Consider the following 13075-nt stretch of genomic DNA (forward strand, 5'->3'; position numbering starts at 1 on the left):
TGCCCACCGACGGAAAGCCATGTAGTGACCGCCACTGACCGCTCCATCGAGCTCATCCAGACCGCCGCCCAGGCGGCAGCCGACAAGCTCGCGCACGACATCATCGCCTACGACGTCAGCGACGTGCTGTCGATCACGGACGCCTTCCTGGTGGCCTCCGCCCCCAACGACCGTCAGGTCAAGTCGATCGTCGACGAGATCGAGGAGCGCCTCCACAAGGAGCTCGGGGCCAAGCCGGTACGCCGTGAGGGCGACCGCGACGCCCGCTGGATCCTGCTCGACTACGTCGACATCGTCGTCCACGTCCAGCACAGCGAGGAGCGTGTCTTCTACGCCCTCGAGCGGCTGTGGAAGGACTGCCCCGAGCTGGAACTGCCCGACGACGCCAAGGCGACCCGCGGCAAGGCCCAGGAGCACGCCAAACTGCAGGCCGAGGAGGACGCCGACGCCGGATTCGGGGAGCTGCGGTGACTGCCCGCGCGCAGACCGCCGCGTCCCGTGAACCGGGGCGCGGCCGCCGCGTCATCCTCTGGCGGCACGGCCAGACCGCCTGGAACGTGGAGCGCCGCTTCCAGGGCACGACGGACGTCGAGCTGACCGAGACCGGCGCGGCCCAGGCCCGCCGCGCCGCCCGGCTGCTGGCCTCCCTCCAGCCCGACGCGATCGTCGCCTCGGACCTGTCCCGGGCCGCGAACACGGCTGCCGAACTCGCCGCTCTCACCGGCCTGCCCGTCAGCTACGACGAGGCCCTGCGCGAGACGTACGCGGGCTCCTGGCAGGGGCTGACGCACGAGGAGATCATCGCCCGTCACGGCGAGCAGTACACCGCGTGGAAGCGCGGTGAGCCGGTCCGCCGCGGCGGCGGCGAACTGGAGACCGAGGTGGCCGACCGGGCCGCCCCGGTCGTGCTGCGGCACGCCGAGAAGCTGCCCGACGACGGCACGCTCGTCGTCGTCAGTCACGGCGGCACCATCCGCACCACCATCGGTCGCCTCCTCGGCCTGGACGCGCACAACTGGGAGAGCCTCGGCGGTCTCTCCAACTGCTGCTGGTCGGTCCTCGGCGAGGGCGCGCGGGGCTGGCGTCTGCTGGAGCACAACGCCGGCACCCTGCCCGAACCCGTGCTCGGCGACGACGACTGAACGGCCGCTTCGGCCGGCGGGGCCGGATTTCACTTTCCGGCAGGTCGCAGGCTAAAGTTCTTCTTGTTCGCACCGCCGAGCGGGAAGAACGCAAGGGGCTATAGCTCAGTTGGTAGAGCGCCTGCATGGCATGCAGGAGGTCAGGAGTTCAATTCTCCTTAGCTCCACAGATTGATCGGTTGGATCAGTCGGTCGACACTCTGTTGAGTTGTCAAAGATCGATGGAATCAGCGGGAACCGGTCGAGATCGCCTCACGAAGATCCCGTCCCTCAGGGGGCGGGATCTTTTGTCGTCTCCTTCCACAGCAGGGCCGTGAGCCGCACCGTCTCCTCGTCGTCCGGCGTGTAGACGACGATCCGGCACTCCGGCATCCCGTTGATCGACAGTGACGTGGACGTCATCCGCAGCACGCCCGCCTCGTGCCGGAAGACCTTCACGCGACTGCCGGGCTCCGAGACGTCACCGGACGCCCAGAGCCGTGCGAACAGGGGACTGGCCTGCGCCAGCCCGCATATGAAGTCCTCCCAGGCCGGCTCGCCGGCATGCAGTCCGTACGACGCCCGCAGGGTCGCCACCATCACCGGCAGCTCCTTGTCCCGGAGGAGCAGCGGGCAGTCCTCCTCCCGCAGGGTGAACAGTCGCCACAGGACGTTCGCCGGCCCCCTGGAGGGCAGCTCGGCCGCCGGAGCGACGAACAGAGCCGCGAACAGAGCGCGGTAGACGGAGTTGGCGGCCAGGACGTCGTAACGCGAGTTGTAGACCACCGCCGGGAGGGGCGCCAGGGCGTCGATGATGCCCTGGACCTCCGGACCCACGCTCTGCACCAGGGCTTCGGGCGCGGACACGCAGGGCACCTCCGCCAGGTGGTACAGGTGCTCCCGCTCCGGCGGGTCGAGCCGCAGGGTGCGCGCCACGGCGTCCAGGACCTGCGCGGAGGCGTTGATCGGCCGACCCTGCTCCAGCCACGTGTACCAGGTGACGCCCACCCCCGAGAGCTGGGCCACCTCCTCGCGCCGCAGTCCCGGTGTGCGCCGCCGTAGCCCGGGCGGCATCCCGACATCGCCCGGCGTCACCCGGGCGCGCCTGCTGCGCAGGAAGGCGGCCAGCTCGGGCCGGCGCCGATGCGTCCTGCGCGGGCCGGGCACGGTCCGCGGCGCTTCCCCGGCGGCTCCGGTCGCCGCCCTCGTCGTCCCCGTTCCTGTCCGTGTCCCCATCGTCACGTCCCCCATGGTCGATCCCCCGTCCGGTCTCTGCCAGGTGCTGTCAGTACCAGCATCGACGGGCTCTCGGCACCCGTACCGGATCCTCGTCACGCTCGACGGCATGACGACGACATCCGGGACGAGCCCGGTCCCCGCGCCCGTTCCACCCGTTTCACCGCCTGCCGCCAGTAAAGACCCCGGCACTGACAATCGGCCCCGGCGGCTGCTGGCGGTCGTGCTCGCAGCCCAGTTCATGGCACTGCTCGACGTCTTCATCGTGAACGTCGCGGCCCCCACGATCGGTTCCGACCTGAACGCCTCCGGCGCGGAACTCCAACTGGTCGTCGCCGGCTACGCCATCACCTATTCCGTACTGCTGATCACCGGCGCTCGCCTCGGCGACCGGTTCGGACACGGACGGGTCCATCTCGCCGGGCTCGCCCTCTTCACGGCCGCTTCGCTGGCTTGCGGGCTGGCCGGGGGCAGCACTGAGCTGATCGCGTTCCGGCTGGTGCAGGGCGCCGGGTCGGCGGTGATGATCCCGCAGGTGCTCAGCCTGATCCAGCGCACGTTCACCGGGGAGGCCCGGGTGCGGGCGCTGGGCGTCTACTCGGCGGTCATCGCCGTCGGCGCGGCGGCCGGGCAGGTGGCCGGCGGCGTTCTGGTCAGCGCCGACCTGCTGGGCGCGGGCTGGCGTCCGGTGTTCCTCGTCAACGTGCCGGTGGGCCTGGTCCTGCTGGTCGTCGGCAGGCGCGTCCTGCCGCGGGGCGGGGGCGTGGGAGAGGCCGTGGGACCGGACGCGGCGGCGCGCGGGGCGCGCGAAGGGGCGCGCGGGGCCGATTGGCCCGGTCTCGTGCTTCTGGGTGCGGCCGTGTCGCTGGTCACGGTGCCGCTGGTGCTCGGGCAGGACGAGGGATGGCCGTGGTGGTCCTGGCTGTCCATGGCCGTCGGCGCGCTCGCGTTCGTCGCGTTCTGCGGTTACGAGGCGCGGCTGGCCCGGCGCGGCGGGGCCCCGCTGATCGCCCCTCGCGTGCTGCGCCACCCGGGAATGGGTTTGGCCGTCCTGCGGGTCATGGTCGTGATGGCGGTCAACGGCGGCTTCCTGTTCGTGCTGACCCTGCACGTCCAGGGCGGCCTCGGCTACAGCGCCTTGCGCGCCGGCCTGACCTTCGCGCCGACCGCGGTCGTGTTCGGGATGGTCGGGCTCACCTGGCGCCGGTGGCCCGCGCCCTGGCGGCGGTCGCCGGCCACGGTCGGGTTCGCGCTCACCGCGCTGTCGGTGACCGGTGTGGGGCTGGCCTTCGAAGGCGGTGACCACGGGGGCGTGTGGCCGTGCGTCGCGTACGCCGGTGTGGGCGCCGGGCTCGCGCTCGCCTTCAGCCCGACGCTGACCGGGGCGCTGGCGGCGGTGCGGCCCGAGGACGCCGCGGACGCCAGCGGGCTGCTGGCCACGGTCACCCAGCTCGGGCAGCTGATCGGCGTGGCGGTCTTCGGCACACTGTTCTACAACCGGCTTGAGTCACTTGGGGCCCCGGCGGCGTATACCTCTGCGGAAGCGCTTCTCACATGCATGTTCGCGCTCGCTACGACAGCCGTCCTCGGTGCCGTGTCCGGACTGGTACTGAGGCGTCGCTGACCGTATTGGTCCGGCCGTGGCAGAATCAAACGGCCGGAAGGGGGCGCGGCCCGACGGGAGGGAGTAGCGATGCCTGCGAGCATCCTCGGAGAGGGCGGCCACCTCTCCGAAGTGGCGTTGACACGGGACAAGGCCACCCGCCTCAGCTGCCCCTCCTGCGGTTCCGGTCATGTGGCCCTGGTGCTCGGCGACAACGGCGGGACGTCCTACGTGTGCACGGCCTGCGGCCACAGCTGGAGCTGATCGATGGGTGCACACAGGCGAAAGTGCGACTGGTGCGGCAGCGGCACCCCGATCGTCCGTGACATGGAGCCGGTCAACCCCGACTTCCAGTACTGGTGCGAGGAATGCGCGCGGGCGCTGATCATAAAGGGCGACCCGATCGAGACGTACCGCGAACTGGAGGGCGAGCCGATCTACGGGCGGCTCCTGGAAGAGCACTGCACGCTCAAGCGGTTCTATTCGTTCGTCACCGCTTGACGTCGGCCGACTTCTTGACGCCGCCCGACCTCGCATATCCGGCGAAAGCGGACAGGGCGGAAACGATTTGGTGGTCCACCCCCCGTACCGGTAATGTTGGCGTCGCCGCCAGGGAAACCCGGCGACACGGTCGATATGCGGCTTCGCCGCTCGACCACGAGGGGCTATAGCTCAGTTGGTAGAGCGCCTGCATGGCATGCAGGAGGTCAGGAGTTCAATTCTCCTTAGCTCCACAGCAGATCCCGCCGGATCGAACACGATCCGGCGGGATCTTTTTGCGTTCAGAGGCCGTTGAGGCCGTCGGGAATGTTGTCGGGGACGGTCGTCGAACGAGCGGGGGCCGCCTGATCACAGGCGGCCCCTTGTCGTCTCGTCGTCCGCGGCTCGGCGCCGTACTGGGCGGCGTCGTACAGCTCAGCGCCCCAGGGCGCGGCGGCCGCGACCCTGGGAGAGGACCGGCAGGTTGCGGGCGGGCGCCTGCGCGCGCGTGTCCTCCTCGATGCGCAGGGCCAGCGCCGGGCAGCGACGCACCGCGCGTAGAGCTTTGGCCTCGGCGTACTGCGGCACCTTGGCCTGGGCCACGGTCGGGAAGCCGTCGGCGCCGAGTTGGAACACCTCCGGGAGGATGTCGGCGCACAGGCCGTGCCCGCGGCAGAGCGTCCAGTCCACGAAGATCTTCTGACGGCTGGAGCCGCTGTCCTCCGCCGCGCTGCCGCTCGTGATGCCCGCCGGGGCCGTACCGGCCTCGAAGAGCGGCAGAACGCCCTCCACGGGCCGTCCGCAGCCGTTGCCGAGGACATGGGCGGCCAGGTCGTCGGTGAACGCCTTGATGGTCGACTCGAGGAACATCGCGGAGCCGTCCGGGTGGGAGCACGCACCGCGCCGCTTGACGTTCTTGGCGACCTGCTTGAGCGCCTCGAGGGCGGCCGGGCCGCCGCCGTTGAGGATGTCCTCCATGCCGCGCGCGGCGGCCGGCAGACCGAGGTAGCAGGGACCGCACTGGCCCGCGCTCTCGTCGGCCAGCCACTGCGCCACCCGCAACGACTCGCCCAGCGGACAGGTCTCCTGGCTGATCGGCAGGATCGCGCCGGCGCCGAGGGCACCGCCCACCGCGTCCAGGGAGTTGCGGGAGACGATCGCCTCGTTGACCGTGGCCGCGTCGATCCACTTGCCGTGGTAACCGCCGGTCAGCACGCCCTGGGGCACCGGCGGGGCGCCGGCGAGCTGAAGGACGTAACGCAGCGGGACGCCCGTGGGGACCTCGATCACCATCGGGCGGGCGACCGCGCCGGAGACCGTCAGCATGACGGTCCCCGGCTCGTCGTACAGGCCGGTGTTTCCGTAGCGCTCGGGGCCGATGCGGGCCGCGATGGCCAGCTGCGCGAACGTCTCGGCGTTGGACAGCAGGGTGGGCGCGCCGCCGACGCCGTTCTGCGAGGCGCTGACCTTGCGGCCGGGCGGGATCGGCGGACCGCCGTCGATGGAGCGGATCAGCGACGCGGCGGCGCCGGTGACCATGCGGATCGGGTTGCGCTGGACGAACGCCTTGAGCGCCGATCGGCGCCCGTTGCTGAGGCCGCGCTCGGCGAGCGCGGCCTCCATGGAGCGCTGGGTGGATTCGCGGGTGACCCCCACCACGAGCGTGCGGGCTCCCAGCGCCTCCGCGACCAGCAGCGCGCCGTCCAGGATGAGGTGCGGGGCACGGTTGATGAGCACCGTGTCCTTGCGGCAGGCCGGCTCGTCCTCGCTGCCGTTGACGACGACGACCGGCCGGACGCCGCGCTTGATCGCCGCCTCCGCGACCGAGCGCAGCTTTTTGTGGAAGGGGAAGCCCGCGCCGCCGCGGCCCTTCAGGTTGATGTTCTCGGAGAGCTTCGCGAGAGCCTCTCCGCCCAGGGGTTCGAGCGGCCCGTGCACCTTGAGGTGCATGGGCAGGTCGAGTCTTTCGACAAGGTCGAAGCCCGACGTGAGCTGCGGAAGGCCGACCACGCGGACTTCTGGGACGTCGGGCAGGGCCTCGTTCACCTATAGCCTCCGGAAGGCGTGTTCCAAGGTTCGCCCGAACCCGGTGCGTCGAACGACGCGCCGGGCGATGGTTCACTGGCGGGACCGCTGTTGTACGTGTCGTTCTGGTTGTACGCGCCGTAGGCCTGATTCGTCTCACCGGTGTCGTACACGTCACGTGCGCCGTACCCGCCGGCGCCCGGATTGCCATAGACCGGGATGTTGAATCCCGTGTCCTGGAGGGGGTCGTAGGCGGACGGCGGAGCCTCGCCGACCGGCGGCGGGGACGGGACCGGCCAACTGCCCGAGGTGCTGCCGCCGTTGTCGACGCGCGGAATCGCCTCTGTGGCCTGCTGCAGGTCGAAGGGCATGCCCATGCGTGCCGTCTGGTCGGCCACGTAGGGCGGCTGCTGACCGCGCGGCGGCGTGTTGACGGCGCGGTAGGCGGCCGCGAAGCCGTTGGCGGGCTCGGGCGTGGCCGGCGTGTCGTACAGCGGCGACGACGGGGGTGCCATCCGCGTGGAGCTCATGGTGTCGGTCAGCGGCGAGCGGCCGGAGCGGCCCTCGTAGCCGGGCAGCGCGGACGATCCGGTCTCCGACACGCGCGCGCGTGACGCCTCCAGACCGTCCATGGCGGAGCGGTCCTGCGTGCCCAGAACGGCGGTGATCCGGTCGGCGACCTTGCGCTTGAACGGGCGCGGGGCGGCGCGCAGGGCGAGGGCGGCCATGACGCCGACCAGGCAGAGCTCGTAGGAGATCATGAAGAACGGCTTGGCGGCGCGCCCTGCGAACAGGCCGTGGATGAGGGCCGCGCACAGCGCCGGATAGGCCAGCATGTGCATCGCGCGCCAGCGGGCGGCGACCTCGGCCGGTGCGGCGAACTGGTTGCGCAGGGCGCCGGTGATGCCCACGAAGATCATGAGCAGCGCGGCCAGGGAGCCGAGGCCGATGAGCCCGGCGCTGCCCTTGACGCCCAGGCTGAAGGGGATCAGCGCGGCGATCAGGACGGTGTGCTCCAGCGCCAGCTTGACCGTGATGTGCACCACGAGGAAGGCGATCGAGCCCACGGCGGTCACGCGGTGGACGCCCTGCGCGAGGATCCGCTGACGCGTGTTGAGGATGAGCCGGTCCTGGGCGACGAGACCCCAGATGACCGAGCAGGTCAGGCATACCAGAGACAGGACGCCCGCACCGAAGTTGAGGAAGGCCTGCATCTGGTCGCCGCCGACCAGCACGACCACGGGTATGAGGACCAGGACGACAGCCGTCGCCAACCCGTAGACCGACCGGCCGGGCTTGGGGAGCGAGCTGTAACTAGAACGAGGGTTCATGGGGGCAACTCCGAGCAGTTTCGGGAAAGCGGTCCCGCTGCCGAACTCTAAGTGGCTCCATACCGATGGGTACGAGGTTTGAGTTATTGCGTTGTTATGAAACGACAATGTGGCTGGCGCGATGTCCTATAGCAGCTGTTACGCGAAGTAACCTTTGACTCTGGTTCAGCTCTGACCCCCCGTTCTGGGCTCCGCAACGTTGTCGCGACCATGCATACGTAAGTTCGTCGCGGCCTGCTCAAGGCCTGCGGTACCCTAGCGCCATGCGTGCTGTACGCCTTCTGCTTAGCGAGCCGCGCTGATCAGTCCCGACCGCCGGTGAACGGACGGTCCGGAATCGGCGCGGCGTCCCCTCCTGTGCGAGGGGATTTTTCGTTTCCTGGACGACAAGCCGCTGGCAGAGACGATCGATGGAGCTTTGAGGACCATGAGCGAGACGAACCCCGCTGCCGCCGCCGTCGCGGCAGAGGCCGCGCCGCACCGCTACACGGCTGCCATGGCCGCCGAGATCGAGGCACGCTGGCAGGACTTCTGGGACGCCGAGGGCACCTACGCGGCGCCGAACCCCAAGGGCGACCTGGCCGGCGACCCCGAGCTGGTCGCACGGCCCAAGAAGTTCATCATGGACATGTTCCCGTACCCCTCCGGTGCGGGCCTGCACGTCGGCCACCCGCTGGGCTACATCGCGACCGACGTGTACGCGCGCTTCCAGCGCATGACCGGCCACAACGTGCTGCACACCCTGGGCTTCGACGCCTTCGGCCTGCCCGCCGAGCAGTACGCCGTGCAGACCGGCACGCATCCGCGCGTGTCCACCGAGGCCAACATCGAGAACATGAAGGTCCAGCTGCGCCGGCTGGGGCTGGGGTACGACAAGCGCCGGTCGTTCGCCACGATCGACCCGGAGTACTACAAGTGGACGCAGTGGATCTTCCTGCAGATCTTCAACTCCTGGTACGACGCCGAGGCCGACAAGGCCCGTCCCATCGCCGAGCTGGTCGCCCGGTTCGAGTCCGGTGAGCTTGCCGTACCGGGGCACACACGCGCGTGGGGGGAACTGTCCGCCGCCGAGCGCGCCGACGTCCTGAGCGACTTCCGCCTGGCCTACGCCTCCGACGCGCCGGTCAACTGGTGTCCCGGGCTGGGCACCGTGCTGGCCAACGAGGAGGTCACCGCCGACGGCCGCTCCGAGCGCGGCAACTTCCCCGTCTTCAAGGCCAAGCTGCGCCAGTGGAACATGCGCATCACCGCCTACGCGGACCGTCTGCTGGACGACCTGGACGCCCTGGACTGGCCCGAGGCCATCAAGCTGCAGCAGCGCAACTGGATCGGCCGCTCCGAGGGCGCCCGCGTCGACTTCCCCGTGGACGGCGAGCAGATCACGGTCTTCACCACGCGCCCGGACACCCTGTTCGGTGCGACCTACATGGTGCTGGCCCCCGAGCACCCCCTGGTCGACAAGTTCACCCCGGACGCCTGGCCCGAGGGCACCCACGACGTGTGGACCGGCGGTCACGCGACGCCGGGCGAGGCCGTCGCCGCGTACCGCGCGCAGGCCGCCTCGAAGTCCGACGTCGAGCGCCAGGCCGAGGCCAAGGACAAGACCGGTGTCTTCACCGGCGTGTACGCGACCAACCCGGTCAACGGGGAGCAGGTCCCCTTCTTCATCGCCGACTACGTCCTGATGGGCTACGGCACCGGCGCGATCATGGCCGTCCCGGCTCACGACACACGCGACTTCGCTTTCGCGCGCGCCTTCGAGCTGCCCATCGTGTGCGTGGTGGAGCCCACCGACGGCCGCGGCACGGACACCTCGACGTGGGACGACGCCTTCGCCTCCTACGACGCGAAGATCATCAACTCTTCCCACGGCGACATCTCGCTGGACGGCCTGGGCGTGGTCGAGGCCAAGGCGCGCATCACCCAGTGGCTGGAGCGCGAGGGCATCGGCGAGGGCACCGTCAACTTCCGGCTGCGCGACTGGCTGTTCAGCCGGCAGCGCTACTGGGGCGAGCCCTTCCCGATCGTCTACGACGAGGACGGCGTCGCCCACCCGCTGCCCGAGTCGATGCTGCCCCTGAAGCTGCCCGAGGTCGAGGACTACTCGCCGCGCACCTTCGACCCGGACGACGCGAACACGTCCCCGGAGACGCCGCTGTCGCGCAACGAAAACTGGGTGAACGTCACCCTGGACCTGGGCGACGGTCCCAAGAAGTACCGCCGCGAGACCAACACCATGCCCAACTGGGCGGGCTCCTGCTGGTACGAGCTGCGCTACCTGGACCCGCACAACAGCGAGCGGCTGGTCGACCCCGAGATCGAGCAGTACTGGATGGGCCCCCGCGAAGGCCGGCCGCACGGCGGCGTCGACCTGTACGTGGGCGGCGCCGAGCACGCCGTACTGCACCTGCTGTACGCGCGCTTCTGGTCCAAGGTGCTGTTCGACCTGGGGCACGTCTCCTCCGTGGAGCCCTTCCACAAGCTGTTCAACCAGGGCATGATCCAGGCCTACGTCTACCGCGACGCCCGGGGCATCGCCGTGCCGGCCGCCGAGGTGGAGGAGCGCGACGGCGCCTACTACCACCAGGGCGAGAAGGTCTCCCGGCTGCTGGGCAAGATGGGCAAGTCCCTGAAGAACGCGGTCACTCCGGACGAGATCTGCGCCGAGTACGGAGCCGACACGCTGCGCCTGTACGAGATGGCGATGGGCCCGCTGGACGTCTCGCGGCCGTGGGACACCCGCGCGGTCGTCGGCCAGTACCGGCTGCTGCAGCGGCTGTGGCGCAACATCGTCGACGAGGCCACCGGCGAGGTGACCGTGGTCGACGCCGAGCCCGACGAGGACACCCTGCGCGCCCTGCACAAGGCGATCGACGGCGTGCGCCAGGACCTGGAGGGCCTGCGCTTCAACACCGCCATCGCCAAGATCACCGAGCTGAACAACCACCTGACGAAGGCGGGCGGCGCCCTGCCGCGCACGGTCGCCGAGGATCTGGTGCTGCTGGTCGCCCCGCTGGCCCCGCACATCGCCGAGGAGCTGTGGCGTCGCCTGGGCCACACCGACTCGGTGGTCCACCAGGACCTGCCGGTCGCCGACCCGGCGTACGTCGCGGACGAGAGCGTGACCTGCGTCGTGCAGATCAAGGGCAAGGTCAAGGCGCGCCTGGAGGTGTCCCCGGCCATCTCCGACGACGAACTGGAGAAGATCGCGCTGGCCGACGAGGCCGTCGTGAACGCTCTGGGCGGGGCCGGCATCCGCAAGGTGATCGTGCGGGCGCCGAAGCTGGTGAACATCGTTCCGGCCTGAGGTCGCCGCGGCTTTTGAGGCTGCCGGGACTTACGTGACTCCTGAGGTTTCTGAGACCTCAGGAGTCCTGGGCGCCTGAAGGCGTCGGAGGTGGCGGGCGCGTCTCTGGGGCCGCCCGGGGCCGCCCCCTAGGGGTTCGGTGCGGGCAGGTTCGGGGTTCTTCTGGAACTCCGGGCCTGCCCGTCTCGTTTACCGTGTGAAGTGCGGCCCGCCGTCTGCGGCGCCGGAGGTGCCCTGGCAGGCCGGAGGAGGAGCTGGTGGAAGCAGTGATCACGATCGTCGCCCTGCTCTTCGTGCTCTTCGTGGCGCTGGGCGTCTACGCCACGGTGAAGGTCATCGGCGCCGCCAAGCGGGGTGTCGACCGCACCATCACCCAGGCTCGGCGCACGGTGGAGGACCACACCCTGCGGGCCAAATCCTTCGCCCAGCTCGGACCGGCCGGTGAGATCGCCCAGCTGCGGCTCGCCCTGCGTACGTCCATGCGGGCCACCCAGGACGCACTGCACGCGGGCGCCGCCGAGGACGAGTCGCTCAAGGAGTCCCTCGGTCTGTTCCAACGGCTCAGCGCACACGGGCAGGAACTGGACGCCGAGCTCAAGCGCCTCGAGACCGAGCCCGACCGGGCCGCGCTCGCCCAGCGCCTGCCCTCGCTGCGGGACCGCACCGAGCGCATCACGTCGTCGGCGGACTCACTGCGCTGGGCCGCCCGTGACCGCGCCCGCCGCTTCGCCGAGGACGACCTCGACTCCCTCAGCACCCAGATAGACGTCGAAGCCGGCGCCCTGCGGCACTGGACCACGCCTGACTCCTCCCCGGCCCCGCCGCCCCCGTGGCCCGAGGCGCCGGCCGCCGACGCGGCGACACAAGGGCAGACCTGGCCGGAGACCCCCGGCGCACGCACCGTGGACGAGCCGACCCGGCCCGCCATCACCCCTGTGGCACCGCGCCCCACCTACCCCTGGCAGAAGAAGCCGCGCCCCGAGAACACCACCTGACAAGACCCGGGTTTCGGTGTCGCCAGGCGTGGTAATTGATTCGGTCAAGGGCGGACCGGCTGCGAGGGGCCGGGCTGCCGTGTGGAGGCTACGCCAGGTAACCTCCAGGTCATGTCCCGCCATGTCGCTATCGTCACGGATTCAACGGCCTATCTGCCGCAGCGGACGATGGAGCGCCACGGCATCACCGCAGTGCCGTTGACCGTGGTCCTCGGCGACCAGGCTCTTGAAGAGGGCAACGAGATCTCGACCCGCTCCCTCGCCCTGGCACTGCAGAAGCGACGCCCCGTCACCACCTCGCGCCCCAGCCCCCAGGTCTTCGCCGAGACCTACCGCAAGGTCGCCGAGTCCGGGGCCACCGGCATCGTCTCCCTCCATCTCTCCGCTGATCTGTCCGGCACGTACGACGCGGCCGTCGTCGCGGCGCGGGAGGCGCCCGTGCCGGTGCGGGTGGTCGACACCGGCATGGTGGCGATGGCGCTCGGTTTCTGCGCGCTCGCGGCCGCCGAAACCGCCGAGACCGGCGGCACGGTCGACGAAGCGGTCACCGCGGCGGAGAAGCGGGCCGGCGGCACGTCCGCCTACTTCTACGTCGACACCCTCGACTACTTGCGCCGTGGCGGTCGCATCGGCGCCGCACAGGCCCTGTTGGGCTCCGCGCTGGCCGTGAAGCCGCTGCTCCAGCTGGTGGGGGGCCGCATCGAGCTCCTGGAGAAGGTGCGCACGGCGTCGAGGGCGATCGCCCGCCTGGAGGAGATCGGCGCCGACCGGGCCGGCAACGTGCCCGTCGACATCGCTGTGCACCATCTCGCCGCTCCCGACCGGGCGTCCGCGCTCGCGGCCCGTCTGCGGGCCCGCGTGCCCGCACTCGTCGACCTGCATGTGAGCGAGGTCGGAGCGGTGATCGGGGCGCACACAGGACCGGGATTGCTGGGAGTCGTGGTCTCACCGAGGTGAGATCCTCGCTCACCTGCCTG

At 70.4% G+C, this 13075-nt stretch carries 11 protein-coding genes and 2 tRNA genes; 10 read left to right on the forward strand and 3 right to left on the reverse strand.

Annotated elements, in window-relative coordinates:
- Positions 1–24 precede the first annotated feature (24 nt).
- From rsfS to ACFVYK_RS03520, 3 genes are all read left to right on the forward strand, one after another.
- On the forward strand, positions 25–471 hold the full coding sequence (gene rsfS / locus ACFVYK_RS03510; RefSeq protein WP_389767999.1) for a ribosome silencing factor: 447 nt from the start codon (positions 25–27) through the stop codon (positions 469–471).
- A complete protein-coding gene (locus tag ACFVYK_RS03515) occupies positions 468–1142 on the forward strand; it encodes a histidine phosphatase family protein (RefSeq protein ID WP_389768001.1) in 675 nt (224 codons plus the stop codon). Before rsfS ends, ACFVYK_RS03515 begins: the two co-directional genes overlap by 4 nt.
- Before the next feature lie 94 nt (positions 1143–1236).
- Positions 1237–1309, forward strand: a tRNA-Ala gene (locus ACFVYK_RS03520).
- A gap of 103 nt (positions 1310–1412) precedes the next feature.
- Here the strand turns inward: ACFVYK_RS03520 and ACFVYK_RS03525 are convergent.
- Positions 1413–2372 carry a helix-turn-helix transcriptional regulator gene (locus ACFVYK_RS03525; protein WP_389768003.1) on the reverse strand — a complete coding sequence of 320 codons (960 nt, stop codon included), beginning with the start codon at positions 2370–2372 and terminating at the stop codon, positions 1413–1415.
- Between the two features lie 208 nt (positions 2373–2580).
- Here ACFVYK_RS03525 and ACFVYK_RS03530 point away from each other — a divergent pair, with 208 nt between their 5' ends.
- The 4 genes from ACFVYK_RS03530 (at position 2581) to ACFVYK_RS03545 (ending at position 4694) form a co-directional block, all read left to right on the forward strand.
- Positions 2581–3981 carry an MFS transporter gene (locus ACFVYK_RS03530; RefSeq protein ID WP_389768005.1) on the forward strand — a complete coding sequence of 467 codons (1401 nt, stop codon included), beginning with the start codon at positions 2581–2583 and terminating at the stop codon, positions 3979–3981.
- 69 nt (positions 3982–4050) lie between these two features.
- Positions 4051–4224: a hypothetical protein gene (locus ACFVYK_RS03535; protein WP_389768007.1), complete on the forward strand. Its 174-nt coding sequence runs from the start codon at positions 4051–4053 to the stop codon at positions 4222–4224.
- A 3-nt stretch (positions 4225–4227) separates the two neighbouring features.
- The gene (locus ACFVYK_RS03540) at positions 4228–4461 is read left to right on the forward strand and encodes a hypothetical protein (RefSeq protein ID WP_389768009.1); all 234 of its coding nucleotides are present in this window, start codon (positions 4228–4230) and stop codon (positions 4459–4461) included.
- A gap of 160 nt (positions 4462–4621) precedes the next feature.
- Positions 4622–4694, forward strand: a tRNA-Ala gene (locus ACFVYK_RS03545).
- A gap of 181 nt (positions 4695–4875) precedes the next feature.
- Here the strand turns inward: ACFVYK_RS03545 and ACFVYK_RS03550 are convergent.
- On the reverse strand, positions 4876–6486 hold the full coding sequence (locus tag ACFVYK_RS03550) for an NADH-ubiquinone oxidoreductase-F iron-sulfur binding region domain-containing protein (RefSeq protein WP_389768011.1): 1611 nt from the start codon (positions 6484–6486) through the stop codon (positions 4876–4878).
- Positions 6483–7796: a ferric reductase-like transmembrane domain-containing protein gene (locus ACFVYK_RS03555; protein ID WP_389768013.1), complete on the reverse strand. Its 1314-nt coding sequence runs from the start codon at positions 7794–7796 to the stop codon at positions 6483–6485. Before ACFVYK_RS03555 ends, ACFVYK_RS03550 begins: the two co-directional genes overlap by 4 nt.
- A gap of 427 nt (positions 7797–8223) precedes the next feature.
- On the opposite strand from ACFVYK_RS03555, the gene leuS reads away from it, so the two are divergent.
- The 3 genes from leuS to ACFVYK_RS03570 all read left to right on the forward strand — a co-directional run bounded on the left by leuS (position 8224) and on the right by ACFVYK_RS03570 (position 13055).
- The gene (gene leuS / locus ACFVYK_RS03560; protein ID WP_389768015.1) at positions 8224–11103 is read left to right on the forward strand and encodes a leucine--tRNA ligase; all 2880 of its coding nucleotides are present in this window, start codon (positions 8224–8226) and stop codon (positions 11101–11103) included.
- Positions 11104–11360: 257 nt separating this feature from the next.
- Positions 11361–12098, forward strand: coding sequence for a hypothetical protein (locus ACFVYK_RS03565; RefSeq protein WP_389768017.1), 738 nt, complete (start codon positions 11361–11363; stop codon positions 12096–12098).
- Positions 12099–12209: 111 nt separating this feature from the next.
- Positions 12210–13055: a DegV family protein gene (locus ACFVYK_RS03570; RefSeq protein WP_389768019.1), complete on the forward strand. Its 846-nt coding sequence runs from the start codon at positions 12210–12212 to the stop codon at positions 13053–13055.
- Positions 13056–13075 lie beyond the last annotated feature (20 nt).

Origin of the sequence: Streptomyces sp. NPDC058291, assembly GCF_042880855.1 — a bacterium.
GTDB lineage: Bacteria > Actinomycetota > Actinomycetes > Streptomycetales > Streptomycetaceae > Streptomyces.

Coding starts and splice junctions, on each gene's coding strand:
- ACFVYK_RS03525 (WP_389768003.1), bottom strand. CDS start 2,372: ATGGGGGACGTGACGATGGGGACACGGACAGGAACGGGGACGACGAGG.
- ACFVYK_RS03535 (WP_389768007.1), top strand. CDS start 4,051: ATGCCTGCGAGCATCCTCGGAGAGGGCGGCCACCTCTCCGAAGTGGCG.
- ACFVYK_RS03540 (WP_389768009.1), top strand. CDS start 4,228: ATGGGTGCACACAGGCGAAAGTGCGACTGGTGCGGCAGCGGCACCCCG.
- ACFVYK_RS03555 (WP_389768013.1), bottom strand. CDS start 7,796: ATGAACCCTCGTTCTAGTTACAGCTCGCTCCCCAAGCCCGGCCGGTCG.
- leuS (WP_389768015.1), top strand. CDS start 8,224: ATGAGCGAGACGAACCCCGCTGCCGCCGCCGTCGCGGCAGAGGCCGCG.
- ACFVYK_RS03570 (WP_389768019.1), top strand. CDS start 12,210: ATGTCCCGCCATGTCGCTATCGTCACGGATTCAACGGCCTATCTGCCG.